Origin of the sequence: Nocardioides sp., assembly GCF_035576065.1 — a bacterium.
Taxonomy (GTDB): domain Bacteria; phylum Actinomycetota; class Actinomycetes; order Propionibacteriales; family Nocardioidaceae; genus Nocardioides.
In genome coordinates this window covers 54,119-73,593 of sequence record NZ_DATLWX010000014.1, presented here as the reverse complement: position 1 = coordinate 73,593, position 19,475 = coordinate 54,119, and the positions used below count along the sequence as shown (strand labels likewise).

The 19,475-nt window shown below is 70.4% G+C and carries 18 protein-coding genes; 8 read left to right on the top strand and 10 right to left on the bottom strand.

Annotated elements, in window-relative coordinates; all coding sequences use genetic code 11:
• The first annotated feature begins 30 nt into the window (after positions 1–30).
• Complete coding sequence (locus tag VNJ48_RS07095; protein WP_325600512.1) at positions 31–1,491, top strand: hypothetical protein; 1,461 nt, start codon at positions 31–33, stop codon at positions 1,489–1,491.
• A 131-nt stretch (positions 1,492–1,622) separates the two neighbouring features.
• Positions 1,623–2,795: an AI-2E family transporter gene (locus VNJ48_RS07090; protein ID WP_325600510.1), complete on the top strand. Its 1,173-nt coding sequence runs from the start codon at positions 1,623–1,625 to the stop codon at positions 2,793–2,795.
• Here the strand turns inward: VNJ48_RS07090 and VNJ48_RS07085 are convergent.
• Positions 2,773–3,765, bottom strand: coding sequence for an EamA family transporter (locus tag VNJ48_RS07085; protein WP_325600508.1), 993 nt, complete (start codon positions 3,763–3,765; stop codon positions 2,773–2,775). The two genes, VNJ48_RS07090 and VNJ48_RS07085, sit on opposite strands and share 23 nt — an antisense overlap.
• Before the next feature lie 38 nt (positions 3,766–3,803).
• Here VNJ48_RS07085 and VNJ48_RS07080 point away from each other — a divergent pair, with 38 nt between their 5' ends.
• On the top strand, positions 3,804–4,337 hold the full coding sequence (locus VNJ48_RS07080; RefSeq protein ID WP_325600506.1) for a CGNR zinc finger domain-containing protein: 534 nt from the start codon (positions 3,804–3,806) through the stop codon (positions 4,335–4,337).
• A 22-nt stretch (positions 4,338–4,359) separates the two neighbouring features.
• On the opposite strand, the gene VNJ48_RS07075 is transcribed toward VNJ48_RS07080, so the two are convergent.
• Positions 4,360–5,133 carry an alpha/beta fold hydrolase gene (locus VNJ48_RS07075; protein WP_325600504.1) on the bottom strand — a complete coding sequence of 258 codons (774 nt, stop codon included), beginning with the start codon at positions 5,131–5,133 and terminating at the stop codon, positions 4,360–4,362.
• A 27-nt stretch (positions 5,134–5,160) separates the two neighbouring features.
• Here VNJ48_RS07075 and VNJ48_RS07070 point away from each other — a divergent pair, with 27 nt between their 5' ends.
• The gene (locus VNJ48_RS07070; protein ID WP_325600502.1) at positions 5,161–5,793 is read left to right on the top strand and encodes a hypothetical protein; all 633 of its coding nucleotides are present in this window, start codon (positions 5,161–5,163) and stop codon (positions 5,791–5,793) included.
• On the opposite strand, the gene VNJ48_RS07065 is transcribed toward VNJ48_RS07070, so the two are convergent.
• Both VNJ48_RS07065 and VNJ48_RS07060 read right to left on the bottom strand, forming a co-directional pair.
• Complete coding sequence (locus tag VNJ48_RS07065; protein ID WP_325600500.1) at positions 5,790–6,560, bottom strand: hypothetical protein; 771 nt, start codon at positions 6,558–6,560, stop codon at positions 5,790–5,792. The two genes, VNJ48_RS07070 and VNJ48_RS07065, sit on opposite strands and share 4 nt — an antisense overlap.
• A 22-nt stretch (positions 6,561–6,582) precedes the next feature.
• Complete coding sequence (locus VNJ48_RS07060; RefSeq protein ID WP_325600498.1) at positions 6,583–7,548, bottom strand: helix-turn-helix transcriptional regulator; 966 nt, start codon at positions 7,546–7,548, stop codon at positions 6,583–6,585.
• Between the two features lie 229 nt (positions 7,549–7,777).
• Here VNJ48_RS07060 and VNJ48_RS07055 point away from each other — a divergent pair, with 229 nt between their 5' ends.
• On the top strand, positions 7,778–10,204 hold the full coding sequence (locus tag VNJ48_RS07055; RefSeq protein ID WP_325600496.1) for a LuxR C-terminal-related transcriptional regulator: 2,427 nt from the start codon (positions 7,778–7,780) through the stop codon (positions 10,202–10,204).
• Positions 10,205–10,208: 4 nt separating this feature from the next.
• Positions 10,209–11,090, top strand: coding sequence for a DUF6910 family protein (locus tag VNJ48_RS07050; RefSeq protein WP_325600494.1), 882 nt, complete (start codon positions 10,209–10,211; stop codon positions 11,088–11,090).
• 24 nt (positions 11,091–11,114) lie between these two features.
• Here the strand turns inward: VNJ48_RS07050 and VNJ48_RS07045 are convergent, their stop codons facing one another.
• Positions 11,115–12,920 (bottom strand): 3-hydroxybutyryl-CoA dehydrogenase, encoded by a 1,806-nt coding sequence (locus VNJ48_RS07045; RefSeq protein ID WP_325600492.1) that lies wholly within the window; start codon positions 12,918–12,920, stop codon positions 11,115–11,117.
• A 57-nt stretch (positions 12,921–12,977) separates the two neighbouring features.
• Positions 12,978–14,159 carry a cysteine desulfurase-like protein gene (locus VNJ48_RS07040; protein ID WP_325600490.1) on the bottom strand — a complete coding sequence of 394 codons (1,182 nt, stop codon included), beginning with the start codon at positions 14,157–14,159 and terminating at the stop codon, positions 12,978–12,980.
• Positions 14,160–14,231: 72 nt separating this feature from the next.
• On the opposite strand from VNJ48_RS07040, the gene nucS reads away from it, so the two are divergent.
• A complete protein-coding gene (gene nucS / locus VNJ48_RS07035; protein WP_325600488.1) occupies positions 14,232–14,918 on the top strand; it encodes an endonuclease NucS in 687 nt (228 codons plus the stop codon).
• A gap of 124 nt (positions 14,919–15,042) precedes the next feature.
• On the opposite strand, the gene VNJ48_RS07030 is transcribed toward nucS, so the two are convergent.
• The 3 genes from VNJ48_RS07030 to VNJ48_RS07020 are packed head-to-tail and all read right to left on the bottom strand — an operon-like array spanning position 15,043 to position 16,830.
• Positions 15,043–15,231, bottom strand: a complete 189-nt coding sequence (locus tag VNJ48_RS07030) for a hypothetical protein (RefSeq protein WP_325600486.1) — start codon at positions 15,229–15,231, stop codon at positions 15,043–15,045.
• Positions 15,232–15,279: 48 nt separating this feature from the next.
• Positions 15,280–15,894, bottom strand: a complete 615-nt coding sequence (locus VNJ48_RS07025) for a histidine phosphatase family protein (RefSeq protein WP_325600484.1) — start codon at positions 15,892–15,894, stop codon at positions 15,280–15,282.
• 9 nt (positions 15,895–15,903) lie between these two features.
• Positions 15,904–16,830: an FAD-dependent oxidoreductase gene (locus VNJ48_RS07020; RefSeq protein WP_325600483.1), complete on the bottom strand. Its 927-nt coding sequence runs from the start codon at positions 16,828–16,830 to the stop codon at positions 15,904–15,906.
• A 75-nt stretch (positions 16,831–16,905) separates the two neighbouring features.
• Here VNJ48_RS07020 and VNJ48_RS07015 point away from each other — a divergent pair, with 75 nt between their 5' ends.
• Positions 16,906–17,403, top strand: coding sequence for a DUF427 domain-containing protein (locus VNJ48_RS07015; protein ID WP_325600482.1), 498 nt, complete (start codon positions 16,906–16,908; stop codon positions 17,401–17,403).
• On the opposite strand, the gene VNJ48_RS07010 is transcribed toward VNJ48_RS07015, so the two are convergent.
• Complete coding sequence (locus tag VNJ48_RS07010; protein WP_325600481.1) at positions 17,404–19,443, bottom strand: protein meaA; 2,040 nt, start codon at positions 19,441–19,443, stop codon at positions 17,404–17,406.
• Positions 19,444–19,475: the final 32 nt, after the last annotated feature.

Genomic DNA, 19,475 nt, shown 5'->3' with positions numbered 1-19,475 from the left:
ACCGCACGACGCAGAGAGTGGGGCTCCACCATGAGCAGCGACCAGGGCCTGTCCATCTTCGACGAGGAGCCGGAGTCCGATCCCGACCTCGACGCCGAGGCCTCGTCGACCGACTCCACCTCGACGCCAGCCGCCGCAGACCCGCCGGCTCCCGACAGCACCAAGACCCAGGTGATCCCCACGGTGCCGCCCGTCCCCAAGTCCACCTCGTCGCGGTCCCGGACGCCGCGGTCCAGCGAGCAGCAGTCGACCGGATCGAGCCCTGCGCCGACGCCCACAGGCGTGCCCGTCAGTCCGCCCGAGGACGTCGAGCCCCAGGACGTGGAGCCGGCCGACGTCGAGCCGGTGCCGACGCACGCGGCGCCCACCCAGTCGATCGCCACCCAGCCGCCTGCGCCTGTCGCCAGTCCCGCGCCTCGCCAGATGTCGACCCCTGCCGCGCCCACCACACCGTCGCGCCCCTCATACTCCTCGCCCGCCGGCGCCAGCCCCGCGCCCGTGCAGCCACTTCCCGTGGTGCGCCGCGGGGGCTACGACAAGGCGGCCGTCGACCAGCGACTGTCCCAGCTCACCACGGAGAAGTCCGGTCTCAGCAGCAGCCTGAGCGCCTCGGAGCAGCGCGTCCTCGACCTCGAGGCCGAGATGACCAGTCTGCGTGCCGATCTCGAGGAGAACAAGAACCCCTCCTATGCCGGTCTGGGAGGCCGCGCCACCTCGATGCTCAAGCTCGCCGAGGATGAGGCCGCCGACGTGCGCGCCGCCGCGGCGCGTGACGCCGAGGACATCCGCGCGCTGGCCAACAACGACGCCAAGGCGGTCCGCGCCGAAGCCGCCCACGAGGCCGATGACATCCGCCTGGTGCAGCTGCAGGAGCTCGCGGAGATGCGCAGCCGCGCGACCGCCGACGCCGAGCAGGAGCGCACCCTCGCCCGGGGCGAGGCAGGAGACATGGTGGCGGCCGCCAAGCGCGAGGCCGACCAGCTGCGTCTGGCTGCCCAGCAGGAGACCAACGAGCTCCTGACGACCGCCAAGCGCGAGGCGGAGCAGGCACGTGCCGCCGCCGATCGCGAGGTCCAGGAGGCCCGCCGCACGCTGGCCGTGGAGAAGGAGCGACTGGCCCGCGAGGCGACCGACTACCACGCCAGCGCCACGACCGAGACCCAGAGACTGGTCCAGGAGGCCGAGGAGCGTGCCGCCGCGGCCGAGCAGCGAGCCCGAGAGGCGACCGCACAGGCCAATGCCCACCGGCAGCAGGCTCAGAGCGAGGCCGAGGGCCTGCTCAGCCGTGCTCGCCGTGAGGCCGAGCAGACTGTGGCGTCGGCGAAGACCCAGGCGGAGTCCATCTCGGCCAGTGGCGTCTCCGAGGCCGAGCGCGAGCTCGCCGCGGTGCGTGCCGAGGTGGAGCGGATGAAGAAGCGCCGCGACGCCGTCGCGGCCCAGCTCGGTGCCCTGCGCGACGTGGTCGCAGGGTTCGCCGAGGATGAGTCCTGAGCTGGCTCGACCGGCTGCGCTCCCGGGCGCAGTCGGGGTCGTCCGCCGAGTCCGCTGACACAGGCGCCGGCGACGAGGCAACCCGCGGGGCCGACGTCCCGTCTGCCCCGGCCGCTCGCGCGGTCACTGCGGTGGACAGGCCCGGCGACACCGGCGCGACACCGGCAGCGGTGCTGGCCGAGCGCATCGACGACGCCAAGGACCTGATCACCGAGGCAGCGACCCCGGAGGCGTATGCCGAGGCAGCGCCGGCGGCGCCAGCGCCCACCCCGTCGCTGATGCGGCACTCGCCCTTCAACATCGGTTTCTTCGGCGCCCTCGGTGCGCTCGTCGCGGTGTTCCTCAGTCAGCAGCTCCTCAGCATCTCCTCGGTGCTGATCCTGCTGGTGATGGCGATGTTCCTGGCCATCGGCCTGAACCCGACGGTCGAGTGGTTCATGAAGCACGGCATGAAGCGTGGGCTCTCGGTGCTGCTCGTGCTCTTCGTCGTGATCACCGTGCTCCTCCTCTTCGGAGTCGCGGTGGTGCCGGTGATCAGCGAGCAGATCACCCAGATCAGCGAGAACTCTCCCGGCTGGTTCAAGGACCTCAAGGCCAACAAGACCGTCCAGCAGGTCGACGACCAGTTCTCGATCATCAGCAAGGCCGAGGAATACGTCAAGAAGGGCGAGTTCGGGCAGAGGGTCTTCGGTGGCGCCCTCGGCGTCGGTCTGGCAGTGCTGTCGGCCCTGGCCAACACCTTGATCGTGGTCGTGCTGATGATCTACTTCCTCGCCTCGCTGCCCAGCATCAAGCACGCCGCCTACAGCTTGGCTCCGGCGTCGAAGCGGGCCAGGGTCAGCGAGCTCGGCGACAAGATCATCCGCTCCACCGGGTCCTACGTCTCAGGCGCCTTCCTGGTGTCGGTGTTCGCCGGGATCAGCACGCTGATCTTCACCTTCGCCGTGGGTCTGGGCGACTACGCCTTCGCCCTGGCGTTCATCGTCGGCCTGCTCTCGCTCATCCCGGTCGCCGGCGCCGTCATCTCCGGCATCATCATCACCCTGCTGGCCCTGACGGTGTCACCGACCATCGGCCTCATCACGGCGATCTACTACCTCCTCTACCAGCAGTTCGAGTCCTACTACCTCTACCCCAAGATCATGAAGCGCTCGGTCGACATCCCCGGGTCCGTGACCGTCATCGCCGCCCTCCTCGGGGGCAGCCTGATGGGCGTCATCGGAGCGCTGCTCGCGGTCCCGGTGGCGGCAGCACTGCTGCTGCTGCACCGAGAGGTGCTCCTCAAGCGGCAGGACGCGCGCTGATCTCAGGCTCGTGGGGCAGCGGCTCGACAGCCAGCGTCTGGGACCCCTCCCCCAGCTTGACCACCACGACGCCAGTCAGCACGAGCAGGCCGCCGACCATCTGGACCCCGCGAGGCAGCTGCCCCAGCAGCAACCAGGCGAAGACCAGCGCCGTGAGCACCTCGAAGAGCGCGACGAACGACGACAACCGCGACCCCAGCCTCCGGGCGGCCGCGATGCCGGTGACGTAGGCGAAGGCAGCGGTCACCAGCCCCAGGGCGAGCACCGGGATCCACCAGGACACCACGAGGCCGTCGTAGTCCACGTCGCCCCTCGTCATCCGCATGGGCAGGACGCCGATCCAGCCGGCCGTCAGCAGCATCGCTCCGCCGACCACGAGGCCCGACGCGGCCAGCGCGATGGGCGGCAGGCCGTTGTCGGTGTCTGCTCCGATGACGAAGTACGTCGCAGCGCCCACCATCGCCCCCAGCGCCCACAGCACGCCGGTCGTGCTGAGCTCGGCACCAGAGATCACGTCAAGGACCAGGACGAGCCCCAGCGAGGCGATGACAGCACCGGCCACGGTCAGCCTGCTGGGCCGGTTGCCGTGGCGCAACCAGAGCCACATCACGACCGCGACCGGCGCGGTGTACTCGATCAGCAGCGCCACGCCCACCTCCATGTAGCTCACCGCGTAGAAGTAGCAGAGCTGAGCCCCGGCAACGGCGACGACGCCGTACGCCGTGACGGTGAGACTGCTCCTGCGCAGGAGGTGCCAACGACCACGGAGGGCGAGGAGTCCGGGCACGGCCAGCACGAGCGCAGCGATGCCGATGCGGGCGGCCACCGCCGAACCCGCTGTCCAGCCGGCGTCGAGCAACCCTCGGGCGAGTGCGCCGGAGAGACCGAACGCGGTGGCTGAGAAGAAGGCCAGCGCCAGTCCGGTGGAGGTGTTGGATCGCACCTGCCTGTCATGAGTCATCGTCGCCATGGGTCATGACGTTAATCAAGAACCTGTAAGGTGTCAACGTGGTTTTCACTCATGACACCGCCTCCTCCCTCCAAGCTGCGGTCGCGCTCGCCAACACTGCGGAGGAGCCCGACACCCTCACCACGGTGGAAGGTCTGGCGGAGTTCTACGCCGAGCACGAGTACTCCGGCGACCATCAGCGCGACGAGTCGGAGCTCGAGGCGGTGCGCGCCGTCCGCAGCTCCCTCCGCGAACTGCTGACCGCAGACCGCGACACCGCGGTGGAGAGGGTCAACGCCATCCTGGCCGAGGCGAGCGCCGTACCCCGCCTCGTGCGGCACGACCGCCTCGACTGGCACGTCCACGCCATCGACGACGAAGCGCCGCTGGCCCGCCGGGTGATGGTCGAGACCGCCATGGCCATGATCGACGTGATTCGCGCCGACGAGCTCAACCGGCTGGCGATCTGTGCCGCTGACGAGTGCGGCGGTCTGGTGCTCGACCTGTCCCGCAACCGCTCGCGGCGCTACTGCTCGACGGCGTGTGGCAACCGCGAAGCCGTCGCTGCATACCGCGCGCGGCAGCGCGGATAAGGCAGAACGCGCGGCAGCGCGGCTAGTCCAGGAAGCTTCTGAGCACGTCGAGGAACACGTCGGGGCGTTCGGAGTGCACCCAGTGCCCGGCGTCCTTGATCCGCACGCGGCGTACCCGCGAGAACAGCCGCTCCATGGCCGGTGCGTACTCATCGAGGACGTAGGGCGAGTTGGCTCCCCCGATCCAGAGCACCGGCACGTCGGACGTCTCGTCGAGCTCCGGCCAGCCGCCCAGCGCCTCGAGCTCGTCGCCCAGCAGCGCGAGGTTGAGCTGCCAGCGCCACTGGTCCCCCTCGCGCCTGAGGTTCTGGAGCAGGAAGGAGCGCACGGTGGCGTTGGGTACGGCGCCTCGCAGTGCCGCGTCGGCATCGGCTCGGCTTTCCAGGCTGGCGAGGTCCAGCGCCTTCATCGCCTCGATGTAGCCGGCGAACTCGCGGCGCCCCGCGTCGTAGGTGACCGGCGAGACGTCCACCACGACGAGCCGGTCGACGAGGTCGGGGTGGCGCAGCGCCAGGGCCATGGCGACCTTGCCACCCATCGAGTGCCCGACGAGGGTGACCGGGTCGGCTGCGGAGAAGAGCCCCGCGACCGAGTCGGCCATGTCGAGGTAGGAGAAGTCCTCGGTCCACTCCGAGCGACCATGGTTGGGCATGTCGACCAGCGTCACGCGATGGTCGGGGCTGAGGGCCTTGGCGGCCTGCGTCCAGTTCCGACCCTGTCCGAAGAGGCCGTGGCAGAAGACGATGCGCGGTCCGTCTTCGCCGTGCTCGGTCGTGTACAGTCCGGTCGCGCTCACGCCGGCCAGTCTGTCAGCATCGGTCCCATGCATCGGTCGAGGCCTCAGTCAGCGCAGGAGTGGTACGACGAGATGGCGGCCCGGATCCACACGGACGGCTACCGCACGGTGAGGTGGTCGGAGTGGTCCACCTGGCCGTTCCGGGCGGCGCCGGGCGAGCCGCACGACCTGCAGCCCCTCGGCACCGAGCGCCCGCGCCACGGCGCCGACGGCGTCGACTGCTTCATGTGCACGGCTGTGGCGACCGATGACGCCGACTACGTGATCTGGCGCGACGAGGTGGCGATGATCGGCCAGCCGCACGAGGACATCGCCCTCCCGTTCGCCGCGTTCCTGATGCCCCGGCGGCACGCCGACCTCTCTGACCTCGAGCCGCACGAGGCTGCGCGCATGGGCGAGCTGATGGTGTTGCTCGAACGGGCCGTGACCGACGTGCTCGACGTACCTCGCGTCCAGTTCATGCGCTGGGGCGACGGGCAGGAGCACCTGCACTGGTGGGCGATGGGGAGGCCGACCGGTGCCGAGCAGCTCCGGGGTTCGTTCCTCGCGTCGTGGGACGAGATCCTGCCGCCCCGCGCGCGCAGCGACACCCGGTCCGACCTCGACGCTGTCGCTCGTCGGCTGGTCGAGCTGGCCGGCGGCGTGCTCCCGGGGGCTTAGAAGTCGAAGCCGTCGAAGCCGTCGAACATGCCACCGATGCCGTCGCCGATGCCGCCGAACATGTCGCCCATGCCTTCGCCCATGGCGCCGAGCCCGTCACCGAGTCCACCGAAGCCGCCGTTGAACATCATCCCCATGAACATCCAGTCCATCGGCCCGAAGGTCCCGAAGTAGCCCTGCGCATAGGGCTGGTAGGCACGACCGCCCTGCCAGTAGGGCACGCGCTGCGAGCCGACCATCACCTTCCGGATGTCGGGCTCCGCCCCGGCTCGGACGCGTTCGGCGTCGAGCTGACAGGCGGGGACGTCGCGCAGGGTCCCGCCGGGCGGGACGTAGGCCACGTCGGCGACGGACATGCCGTGGCGGGGGTCGAAGAAGCAGGGCGGTCGCCGCGTCGGCAGCGGGAGCCCGTCGACCCGGGAGCGCACGCACGCCATTGCGTAGCGGCCGTCCTCCAGGATCTCGGTGACGTGACGGATGTCGTCGGGCTTGCTCATGCTGGCCGCAGCCGTCTTGGAGGCTTCATAGGCGTCGAGGGCACGCTGGTAGTCGGCGTTCTCGCCGGGCCCGAGCTCGCGGCCGGCCATGTCGATGTCGAGGTCCTGCAGCTCGACACCGAGGGCTGTGACGTCCTCCTCGGCCAGTCGCTTGACCGGCTCCAGCTCCGCCGCGGCCCTCTCGGCCTGACGCTTCTTCGACGTCTGCCCGGCTCCCACGGCCACTGCGACCAGACCACCGAGGACCCCGAGCAGCAGCACCATCTCCATGCAGCCAGCCTACGCGGGCACCCTAGGTCGGCCGCGCTCCGCGGGCGGCCGATCGCCGCAGTCGATCCGCGAGCTCGGACGCAGAAGCGACAAGCGCCGGCGGGTGGACGAACTCGCACTCCAGCCCGGTCATCACGCAGTAGAACGCCAGGTGCTCCAGCGACTCGTCGCTCGCCTCCAGCAGGGTCGTGCCGTCATCGACCGGCGTCAGGGTCACCCAGCGGGTGTCGATCCGGTCGGCCACGTCCGCCAACGGCGCCTTCACCAGCACCTGTGCCTGGTTGCTGTACGGCGCACGGCTGATCGCGTTCTGGACGTACTCAGCGGGATCGGGGTGCGCACGCGCCTTGAACCGCCACGTCGACGCGGTGGCGTCGCGCATGCGGTCGAGCCGGAACGTGCGCCAGTCCTCCCGTTCGACACACCACGCCATGAGGTACCACCGCCGGCCGGTCGCGACGAGACGGACGGGCTCGACCCATCGCTCGGTCGCCACGCCGTCCCTGGCGACGTATCCGAAACGGACCCTCATCAGGTCTCGACACGCCTTGGCGAGCGTCAGCAGCACGTCGCCGTCGACGAGGTCGGCGTTGCTGCTCAACGTCTCCGTGGACTGGTGGATCGCCTTGACCTCGGACCGCAGTCGCGGCGGCATCACCTGGTCGAGCTTGGCCAGGGTGCTCAACGCGGCCTCGCTCGCGCCGGTGACCGTCCCGCCGGCAGCCAGTCTCAGCGAGACAGCGATGGCGACCGCTTCGTCGTCGTCGAGCAGGAGCGGCGGCAGGTCCTTGCCCCGCCCGAGCTGGTATCCCCCGCCCAGTCCTTGGGTCGCCTGTACCGGGTAGCCCAGACCACGCAGGCGCTCGACGTCGCGACGGATGCTGCGGGTGGTCACGCCCAGGCGCTCGGCGAGCTCGGGCCCGGTCCACACCGGCCGCTGCTGGAGCAAGGACAGCAGGCGCAGGACCCGGGCGGTGGTGTCGCTCATGGACCCATGTTGACAGAGGAGGCGGACAGTTCCTGTCCGCGTGGGCGGCGGCTGCAGGCCATGAGGTCACCCCCGCGATCCCCATGGCCTGCCGCGCGACGCGTCGGCGAGTGGGCTGTCCCCTGTTCGGTCCACGCGCGACAGCACTACCGTCTCGCGCGAACGCATCACGCGGCATCGGTAGTAATACCTAATCGGCCCGAGGACCAATGAGCGATAGGTTCGTCCTGTGCTCACCCCATGTCTCGGTCGCGAGCAGACTCAGGCTCGCCTCGCGGCTGCGCTGACCGCGTCGCGGTGGGTCAGCATCGTCGGGCCGCCCGGGAGCGGGAAGACCCTGCTGGCCCGTCACGCCGCGGCCGCAGCAGACAGCGTCTGGGTCAACGCGCGAGGGCTGCGCGGTCCCACTGAGGTCCTCGATGCCTGCCTCGATGCCCTCGAAGCGTCCCCGTCACCGGGTGACTCCACCGAGGGAGCCCTGTGCCGGGCCATGGACGGACACGACAACCTGCTCGTGGTCGACGGTCTCGACCTGGACCCCCACGAGCTGGGACCCACCTTCCAGCTGATGGTCTCCACGACCACCGAGGGTCGCCTCGCGCTCACGTCGCTGACCATGGCCGGTCAGCCCGCCGAGCGCGTCGTCCGGGTGGCACCGTTCGCCGTACCCCGTGACCACGAGCCGATCTCCGGCGCGGCCGTCGACCTGTTCCTGCACCGCGTCGAGTCGGCCGGCGGTCATCCCATCGACCTGCAGACCCACGGTGACGACGTACGCCGCCTGCTGAACGCCACCGGAGGCCTGCCCCTGCTCATCGAGCAGATAGCCGTGCAGATCGCCCTCGTGGGCGTCACCAACGTGGTCCCGACCGCGTCCCTCTCCGAAGCGGTCCACGGCTCCTACGAGCTGCTGGACGCGGACCAGCAGCGCTGCTTCCGCCGCATGGCGCAGATGAGCTCCCCCGTCTCGATCGAGGTGCTGGCCGAGATCACCGACGTGGACCGTGACCAGGCCGCGGCGATCGCCACCGGTCTCGTACGCCGCAGCCTGCTCGAGCTCACGCCCGAGGGCCGCTTCGACATGCTCACCCCGATCCGCCGCCACGGCCAGTTCCTCACCGCCTCCACCGACGACCGGGTGCAGACGAGACGCGCCCTGCTCAGGTGGGCCGACAGGGTGGCACCGGTCGACCTCAACACCGGTGCCGGCGACGCCGTCTGGCTGGGCGACCTGCCCGTCATGCGGACCGCCATCGAGGCGGCATGCGCCGATGCGGACACCCGCGCGCTGGGCTACGGCCTGGCCAACCGGATCTTCTCCGCCCTCTACACCTCGATGCGGGCCAAGGACGCGGTCGAGATCCTGGAGGCCACCCTGATCAGCGGCGACGGCCCGGCAGCGACCGGGGCCCAGGTCGCCCGGCGGGCAGGGATCGCGGCGTCGGAGGTGCGAGGCACCTACGAGGGTCTCTGGCTCCTCGAGCGGGCCGACGAGCACGCCCGCAGCGCAGACGACCCCCACGGCGAGCTGGCCAAGAACGCGTCGATCCGCGCCGAGATGCACCTCGACGCGGGAGCGCTCACCGAGGCCGAGGCGGAGGCGAGGCGCGCCCTCGAGCTCGGGACCGAGACCGAGATCACGCGACAGGCGGCTCGCACGCTTGCGGACGTCCAGGTCTCCCGCGGGGCGTTCCGCGAGGCGACGGCGACCCTGACGTCGCTGCTCGCCGAGCGGGAGAAGAAGGACGAGCGCTGGATCTCGTTGTCGGCGCGAACGCTGCTGGCCAGGATCGCGCTCGAGCAGGGCCGCCCCACCGAGGCGGCCTCGGCGGCCCGTGCCGCCGCGTGCGACGCCCGGGCGATTGCCGAGGACCGCGTCGCCCTGCTCGCCGAGACGCTGCTCCGCCACCTGGACCCTGACTTCGAACCAGTGGATGTCGACCGCGAGAGCCTGCCCTGGGCGGTCCGGATCCCCGTGCTGACCCAGGATGCGCGCGACCTGTTCCGCGCCGGTGACCAGCAGCATGCAGCCGGTCTCGCGGCCGACGCGGTCGTCCTCGCCGACAGCACCGGGCTCGGGCGCGACGCCGTCGAGTGCCGGCTCCTGCTCGCCCGAGCCCTCCTCGCCGGTGGCGACGAAGGGCAGGCCGTCACGACGTTCCTGGCCGCGCTCGACCGGGCCGCGACGATGAAGATGCCGTTGCGCGCGGCCGATGCCCTCGACGGACTCGCGTGGACCGCCCAACAGCGCGGGCAGCGCGACTCCCGCGCCCTGGCGGCTGCGGCCGCAGAGCTGCGGGCTCCGCGCCAGGCCGCGGCCTGGGGCTATGCCGCCGACAGCCCGCTCGTGGTCGGCCGTACGACGCCGGAGGGCTGGATCGTCGATGACGAGCTCACCCCCGCCGGAGTGCAGGCCGCGGCGGCGATCTTCTCCGGCACCGGCGGGGAGACCGTGGAGGAGGGCCCACTGAAGCTCCTCACCAAGGCCGAGCGACATGTCGCCGAACGCGTCGCTCAGGGACTGACGAGTCGGCAGATCGCCTCCGAGCTCTTCCTGTCCCCGCGGACCGTCGACGCGCACCTGACCCACATCTACCGCAAGCTCGACATCACCAGCCGCGCCAAGCTGGCCGCTCTCGTCGCGGACCAGAGGTGACGTCGTGCGGCTGGAGATCACGGCGACGCGCAGCCTCACCTTCGATGACGGGAGCCCGGTCCGCGCCGCGTCCGCGATCGTCGCGTACGCCGACGGCTGGCTGATCGCCCAGGACGACTCGACGTACGCCGCCCACTGGCGTGCGGGCAGCGTCGTTCCGCTCCGTCTCCTGGATCCGGTCGACGGCCTCGACTCGTTCTCCTCCGAGCAGGGGACCAAGCACCTCAAGCCCGACCTCGAGTCGGCCTGCGTCCTGCCGGACGGCACCGTCGCGCTCATGGGGTCGGGCTCGAGCTCCGCCCGCTGCCGGGCCGTCGTGCTCGGTGAGGACGCTCGGCGGGTCGAGGACCTCACCGAGCTCTACCGGCGTGTGGGTGCAGCCCTGGAGGTGCCGGCGGAGGTGCTCAACCTCGAGGGGGCATGTGTCGTCGGCGACCACCTCCGGTGGTTCCACCGGGGCCTTCCCGCCGGAGGCTGGCCCAGTGCCAGTGTCGACCTGCCCCTCGGCGTACCCCTCGCGCAGGCTCTCCATCAGGCCCAGCCGACACAGGTGCTGCGCTACGACCTGGGGTCAGCGGACGGGGTCGGTCTCGCCGTCACGGATGCCGTGACCCTCACCGACGGCCTCGTCCTCGTGAGCGCCGCAGCCGAGGACTCGCCCAACGCCTACGACGACGGCCCGGTGGTGGGGTCCGCGCTGGTCCTGCTTGATCGCGACGAGGTGGTGGGCCGGGTCGAGATCCCCCCGCTGCACGGTCGGGTCGCCAAGGTCGAGGGCCTGGCCCTGGTCGCCGAGGAGGGCTCTGCCGTGCACCTCATCGCGACCGTCGATGCGGACGACCACGACCGCCCCTCCCCCGTCGTCGAGCTGACCGTCCACCGCTGATCGTTCGGGGGTGGGGCGTCGCGATCAGACCAACGTGTAGTCGCGGAACCCGCGCTGCGTCTTGCGACCGAGGTAGCCGGCCGTGACGAGGTGCTCCAGCAGCGGCGCAGGGGCGAACCCGGGCTCGCGGAACTCGAGGTAGAGCTCGCGCTGGATCGCGAGGGAGACGTCGTTGCCGACCACGTCGAGCAGCTCGAAGGGCCCCATCGGCAAGGCACAACCCTGCTTCATCGCGGTGTCGATGTCGTCCGCAGTCGCGTAGTGCGCCTCGAGCATCTTCACGGCGTCGTTGAGGTAGGGGAAGAGCAGCGCGTTGACGATGAAGCCGGACCGGTCGCCGCACGACACCGCGACCTTGCCGACCTGGTCGCACAGGGCGCGGACCGTCTCGGTGACGTCCTCGGCCGTGGACACGGTCGAGACGACCTCGACCAGCTTCATGATCGGGGCCGGGTTGAAGAAGTGCATCCCGACGACGTCCTGGGGCCGGTTGGTCGCACCGGCGAGAGCGATCACCGGCAGCGACGAGGTGGTGGTGGCCAGGATCGCGCCCGGCTTGCAGATCTCGTCGAGGTTGGAGAAGAGCGTGGACTTGATCCGCAGGTCCTCGGCGATCGCCTCCACCACGATGTCGACGCCGGCCAGGTCGTCGAGGGAGGTGGTCCCGGTGAGACGCCCCAGCACCTCGTCCTTCGCGGACTCCTCGAGCTTGCCGCGCTGGATCGCCTTGTCGAGCGACTTCTCGATGGTGGCGCGCACGCCCTCGACCTTGTCGACCGAGCGACCGACATACACCACGTCAAAGCCGCTCTTGGCAAAGACCTCGACGATGCCCGCGGCCATGGTGCCGGTCCCGACGACGCCCACGGTGGAGATGGGGCGCCTGAGCTTCGGCTGGTCATCGGCCGACGGCGTCTTGTCGTCAGCGACCACGACCGGGCTGTCCGCGCGCTCGTAGGTGTAGAAGCCGCGACCTGTCTTGCGTCCCAGCAGGCCGGCCGTGACCATCTGCTTGAGCATCGGGGCGGGCGCGTGCAGCCGGTCGCGACCCTGGCGATACATCGTCTCGAGGATCTCGTAGGCCGTGTCGAGGCCGATCAGGTCGAGCAGGGCGAGCGGCCCCATCGGGTAGCCGCAGCCGAAGCGCATCGCTGCGTCGATGTCCTCACGGGTGGCGTACTTGCTCTCGAACATCGACACGGCGTGGTTGAGGTAGCCGAACAGCAGGGTGTTGGCGATGAAGCCTGCCTTGTCGCCACACACCACGGGGTTCTTGCCGAGCGTGCCCACCAGGCCCTCGACATCGGCGAGGACTGCGGGCTCGGTCACCACGGTCCGGACGATCTCGACGAGGTTCTGGACCGGCGCGGGGTTGAAGAAGTGGACCCCCACGACGCGACCGGGTCGCGTGTTGGCCGTCGCGATCTCGGTGACCGGCAGCGAGGAGGTGTTGGTGGCCAGGATCGCGTCGGGCTTGACAATGTCGTCGAGCCGACGGAAGAGGTCCTTCTTGATGTCGAGCGACTCGATGACCGCCTCGATGACGAAGTCGGCCTCCGCCAGTGCCGACAGGTCGGTGGCGAACGAGATGTGGCCGAGGATCTCGGCCTGGTCCGCCTCCGACATCTTCCCGCGGGAGACGGCCCGGCCGGTGGAGTGGGCCAGGTGCTCGCGCCCGCGCTCGACGGCATCATCGCTGAGCTCGACCCCGATCACGGTGAAGCCGTTGCGGGCGAACACCTCGGCGATCCCGGCGCCCATGGTGCCGAGGCCGATCACGCCGATGGTGGAGAACTTGCGAGTTGCCCGCTCGGGCGCACCAGAGGTCATGCCCGCATGATGGCATGCGCCGTCACTCGCGAGGCTGGGTGCCGTCCGAGATGTTCCTCACGTGCTCACGACGTGCGCGAGAGCAGTCAGCAGCCGGTCGATCTCCTCCTCGTTCGTGTACGCCGAGATCCCGACCCGGACACCGCCCTGCTCGCCGGCCGTGGAGTGCCGTGCTGCCTCCAGGGCGTAGAAGCTGCCCGGTGGCGCGACCACGCCTGCCTCGTGCAACCGGTGGCTGAGCTCGAGGGGGGTCAGACCCTCCACGGTGAGCAGCACGGTGGGGGTGCGCCGACGAGGGCGGCCGTGAACCGTGACCTCAGGCAGCGCGGCCAACCCCTCGAGCAACCGGGTCAGCAGTCCCTGCTCGTGCACCTCGACCGCGGCCATGTCGCACTCCTCCGCGAACTCGACGGCGGCCGTCACCCCCGCCAGCAGCTCGTAGGGCAGCGTGCCGAGCTCGAAGCGCTCCGGCACCGCGTCGCTGGACGGGAGCAGCTTGTCGGGATGCAGTCGCTCCAGCAGCGCCGGGTCGGCGGCCAGGACGCCGAGGTGCGGCCCGAAGAACTTGTAGGGCGAGCAGACGAGCAGGTCGGCGCCGAGTGCGCTGAAGTCGAGGGGCGCGTGGGCCGCCAGGTGCACGGCATCGACGCACACCAGGGCGCCCACCTGGCGTGCTGCTCGGGAGACGGCAGCAACGTCAGGCCTGGTGCCGAACAGGTTGGAGGCGGCGGTGAGCGCGACGACTCGGGTGCGGTCGGAGAGCAGCGGCCCCACGTCGCCCAGCTCGGCCGTCACCGGGTCGAACTCGAGCCACCGGACCGTCGCGCCCGCGCGCTCGGCAGCCGACACCCAGGGTCGGATGTTGGCGTCGTGGTCGAGGCGGGAGACCACGACTTCGTCGCCCGCACCCCAGTCCGCCGACAGGGTCCGGGCCATGTCGAAGGTGAGCGCGGTCATCGACCGGCCGAACACGATTCCTCGTGGGTCGCCCAGTCCGACGAAGCGAGCCATGGCCGCGCGCGCCGTGAGGGTGATCTCGTCCGTGAGCAGGCCGGGAGCGCTCGGCCCGCCTCGTTGGCACAGCCCCGCCCGCAGCGCGCCCGCAACGGCATCGGCCACCACCTCGGGCACCAATGAACCTCCGGGGCCGTCGAAACGCGCCAGGTCCGGGCGGAGGCCACCGAAGGCCCGCCGGATCTGCTTCACGTCGTAGGTCGTCGCATCGTCAGTGACACTCACGCTCGCCATGCTTGCACGGCAGGCGACGTGCGGCGGTCGGCCGCTGAGGGGACGCGGGTACATTCCCTGCTCGTGAGGATCGTCGTTGCGCGCTGCCAGGTCGACTATGCCGGTCGGTTGACCGCCCACCTGCCCATGGCCACCCGGGTGCTGATGATCAAGGCCGACGGCTCGGTGCTCGTGCACTCCGACGGCGGCTCCTACAAGCCGCTCAACTGGATGTCTCCCCCGTGCACGTTCCGGGAGGGGACGACCGAGGACGGCCAGGTCGAGTGGACCGTGACCGCGGCCAAGGCCGACGACACGCTGCGCATCCTGATCGAGGAGATCCAGCACGACTCCTCCCACTCCCTCGGCGTCGATCCCGGCCTGCAGAAGGACGGCGTCGAGAAGCACCTCCAGGAGCTCTTGGCGGACCACCCGGCCTCCCTGGCCGACGGGCTGACGCTCGTACGCCGCGAGTTCCCGACCGCCATCGGGCCGGTCGACCTGATGTGTCGCGACGACGCCGGACTCAGCGTCGCCGTCGAGATCAAACGCCGGGGTGACATCGACGGCGTCGAGCAGCTCACTCGCTACCTCGAGCTCCTCAACCGCGACCCGCTCCTCTCGAGCAAGGGTCCGGTCCGCGGGATCTTCGCCGCGCAGGAGATCAAGCCGCAGGCGCGAGTGCTGGCCACCGACCGCGGCATCGCCTGCGCGGTCGTCGACTACGACGCGCTCCGCGGCATGGACGACCCGAGCCACCGGCTCTTCTGAGATGGGCTGTGGCCGCCGGCGAGCCCGAGAGGCCCTTCGCGAAGTGAATGAACGTTGGTTCACCTCGCCCGGCCCACCTGCGCGGCGCCAGATTGCCCACCCCGCACCGTGAGCAACTATTGCCTCAGGCTGCTTTCTTCTTGCCGGTCTTCTTGACCTTGGCCTTCTTCACCTTGACCAGCTTGCGCTTGTGGACCGTGTAGCCCTGGGGCAGCGTCCCCTCCTTGAGCATGCGCAAGGGACAGCGGTTGCACTTCGTCTTGGAGACGCAGCACTCCTTCTTGGGGAGCTTCGCGACCTTGCCCTTGGCCATGGCAGGCACAGTACCTGCAAGGTATGCCTTACCTAAATGTGCGACCGGTCACGTGGGCACGGGTTCACCCGCCCAGGACCGCGCGAGCCAGCCGTCGTCGTCCACGTCCAGGCGCACCACGGCACAGTTAGCCAGCGTGCGGCCCGCGGAATGGCTCGCCGACAGGTTGCTCGCGAGCTGCGGCAGAGCGGTGCACATGACCCCACCGTGACTGATCACCAGGACCGCCTCCCCCCGGTGCGCGTCGGCAACCTCCTGCAGCACCGCACTGAGCCGGTCGACCACCTCGGCGCCGGACTCTCCCCCGTCGACCCGCGCCGCCAGGTCCCCGGCGAGCCAGCGCGTGTAGGTGACTCCGAAGGGGTCCGGCTCCACCGGTTGCCCGGCGTACGACCCGACCGAGAACTCCCGCAGCGCCTCACGCACGGTCACGCCGACACCAAGCCGGGCCGCCACGATCTCGCCGGTCTGCACGGATCGCGACATCGAGCTCACGTAGACGTGGGAGACCCGCTCTCCGGAGAGCGCGTCGGCCAGGTCGGCTGCCTGCTTGCGGCCCAGCCCCGTCAGGCTTCCCCCGCGGTCGGCGAGCACGTCCGTCTCGTACTCCGCCTCGCCGTGGCGGGCGACGAAGATCCTGGCTGCGCACTGGGGATCGCTCATCGGGCCACGTTAGACAGTGCCGTGTCCGTCCGGGCCCACGGCCAGGTCGCACACCGCGTCCGCACATCCCCAGCTCAGCGTCACGCCCGCTCCGCCGTGGCCGTAGCAGTGGATGACGTCGCCCACGCGCTCGAGGCGGACCGAGGGACGCGCGGGTCGCAGCCCGACCTTGTGGCCGAGCACCCGCGCGCCCACCAGCTCCGGCACCAGCGCCTGCGCGCGGGCCAAGATCTGCTCGGCTATTGCGGGGTCGGGCGTCCGGCTCCACTCCCCCTCGATGTCGGTGCCGCCCACCACGATGTCCGTCGAGCGAGGGACGACGTAGGTCAGACCGGCGCCGTCCAGCCACCAGCGTTCGAGGCCCACCTGCGACACCCGCACCACCTGCCCACGGACGGGCACCACGCTCAAGTCCGCCGCGAGCCGTCGAGAGCCGATGCCGCTGGCGTTCACCACGAGGTCAGGGCCAGCGGGGAGATCTGCGAGGCTGAGCCGGGTGATCGTCCCACCCAGCGCCGCCACCCGGCCGGCGAGCCACGGCAGGTAGATGGGCATCTCGATCACGGGCGTGGCGAAGGTCCACCCGTCCACGAAGCCCGTCGGCAGGGCCGTCTCGCGGTCCAGGTCGGGCACAGCCTGCCGCCACCACGGGTCGGGGGCCTGCGACCGGAACACCTCGGTGCCCAGCACGACGGAGACACCGGTGTCGGGCTCTCGGGCCAGCGCCTCAAAGGCGGCATACGACGCCTTGCCCCACGTGGTGACGAGGTCCTGAGGGAGAGCGCGATAGGGATACCAGATCGCGGCTGCCACCGCCGACGTCGACTCGAGCGGCAGGTCTCGGGCGACCACGTCGACCCGATGGCCGGCCTCGAGCAGGCGTACGGCGCAGGACAGCCCGATGACGCCCGCGCCCACCACCACCACTCGTCCCATGCCCGGGAGTCTTGCAGGACTGGTGCAGGCCCGCGGGAGGAGCCGTCGCAGTCGAGGTACCCGTACGTTGGCAGCATGCGACCAGTGACGCCCGACGCGCCCGGACCCGGCCAGGAGTCGGTGTGGGACTACCCGCGCCCGCCGCGTGTGGAGACCAGCAACGAGACGATCGAGGTCTGGCTCGGTGGCGTGGCCGTGGCCCGCACCCAGGCGTCGGTGCGCGTGCTCGAGACCAGCCACCCGCCGTCGTACTACCTCCCGCTCGACGCCTTCGAGCCCGGCGTGCTCCGCGCGGTCGATGGGACGTCGTTCTGCGAGTGGAAGGGCGTGGCGACCTACTACGACCTCGTGACTCCCAGCGCCACCGCGTCCCGCGCGGGCTGGACCTACGCACAGCCCACGCCCGGCTTCGAGGCCATCCGCGACCACGTGTCGATCATGCCCGGCCTCGTCGAGGCGTGCCTCGTCGACGGCGAGGTCGTCCGCGCCCAGGAGGGCGGCTTCTACGGTGGCTGGATCACCGACCGCGTGGTCGGCCCGTTCAAGGGCATCCCGGGCAGCCGCGGCTGGTGATCAGTCCAGGCCGTTCGCCTTCCGGATCACCTGGACGATGCCTCCCATGATCTCGGTCAGTCCGAAGTCCTTGGGTGTGTAGACAGCAGCGACCCCGAGCTCGATCAGCCGCTTGCCGTCGGAGTCCGGGATGATGCCGCCGACGATGACCGGGACGTCGTCCAGCCCCGCGGCGCGAAGCCCGTCCAGGACGTCGGGCACCAGCTCCATGTGCGAACCGGACAGGATCGAGAGACCGACGCAGTGCACGTCCTCGGCCACGGCGGCGGCCACGATCTGGTCTGGCGTGAGCCGGATCCCCTGATAGATCACTTCGAAGCCGGCGTCCCGTGCGCGTACGGCGACCTGCTCCGCCCCGTTGCTGTGACCGTCGAGACCCGGCTTGCCGACGAGCAGGCGCAGTCGGCCGCCGAGAGCCTCGCCGGTGGCCCGGACCTGCTCGCGCACTGCGGTCAGCTCCGAGCCGGCCTCGGCGACGCCGACGGCGCCGGAGACGCCGGTGGGTGCACGGAACTCGCCGAAGACCTCCCGCAGCGTCCCCGCCCACTCCCCCGTGGTCGCCCCGGCGCGAGCCGCGGCCAGGGTCGCGTGCATCAGGTTCTTGTCGGTCTTGGCATCGACCGCCAGCGCGGCGAGCGCGGCGGCCACCTCGTCCTCGTCCCGGGCCTCCTTCCACGCGGAGACCGAGTCAAGAGCGGTCTGCTCAGCCTGGGGGTCGGCCGCCATGATCGCCTCGTCGAGGTTGGCCGTCAGCGGCGACGGCTCGGTCGTGGTGAACCTGTTGACGCCCACGATGATCTCGTCGCCGGACTCGATGCGGCCCCGGCGCGTGGCGTGGGCGCTGACGAGGGCCTGCTTCATGTAGCCGGACTCGACGGCCGCGATCGCGCCGCCGAGGGCCTGCACGCGGTCGATCTCCGCCTTGGCGCTCTCGACGAGCGAGGCGACCTTGGCCTCGATCACGTGCGAGCCGTCGAAGATGTCGTCGTACTCCAACAGGTCGGACTCGAAGGCGAGCACCTGCTGCAGGCGCAGCGACCACTGCTGGTCCCAGGGGCGCGGCAGACCCAGCGCCTCGTTCCAGGCGGGCAGTTGTACGGCGCGGGCACGCGCACTCTTCGAGAGGGTCACTCCGAGCATCTCCAGCACGATCCGCTGGACGTTGTTCTCGGGCTGGGCCTCGGTGAGCCCGAGTGAGTTGACCTGCACGCCGTAGCGGAACCGGCGCATCTTCTCGTCCTGCACCCCGTAGCGCTCGCGGGTGATCTCGTCCCACAGCTGGACGAAGGCGCGCATCTTGCACGTCTCCTCAACGAACCTCACGCCGGCGTTGACGAAGAAGGAGATACGACCGACGACCTTCTCGAAGTCGTCCTCGGACACCTGCCCGGAGTTCTTGACCTGGTCGAGCACCGCGATCGCCGTACACAGCGCGTAGGCCAGCTCCTGCGTCGGCGTGGCACCGGCCTCCTGCAGGTGATAGCTGCAGATGTTGATCGGGTTCCACTTGGGGATCTCGTGGACGGTGTAGGCGATCATGTCGCTGATCAGGCGCAGCGAGTGCTCCGGCGGGAAGACGTAGGTCCCGCGGGAGAGGTATTCCTTGATGATGTCGTTCTGGGTCGTCCCGGCGAGCTGGGCAGCGACCTCGCGGACGTCGACGCCGGGGTTCTGCTCCTCCGCGGCCACCTGATACATCGCGAGCATCCACATGGCGGTGGCGTTGATGGTCATCGAGGTGTTCATCTCGGTGAGCGGGATGTCCTCGAACAGCCGACGCATCTCCCCCAGGTGCGGGATCGGCACGCCGACCTTGCCGACCTCGCCGCGGCTGAGCGGGGAGTCCGGGTCGTAGCCGGTCTGCGTCGGCAGGTCGAAGGCGACGCTGAGGCCGGTCTGCCCCTTGGCGAGGTTGCCTCGGTAGAGAGCGTTGGACGCGGCAGCGGTGGAGTGACCGGCGTAGGTGCGCATCACCCACGGACGGTCCTTCTCGGGGCGGGCGTCCTCAACGGGTGGAGCGTCGACCTGCTTGTCCGTCATGGGCACAGGGTATGGCCCGGGTTACCCGCGAG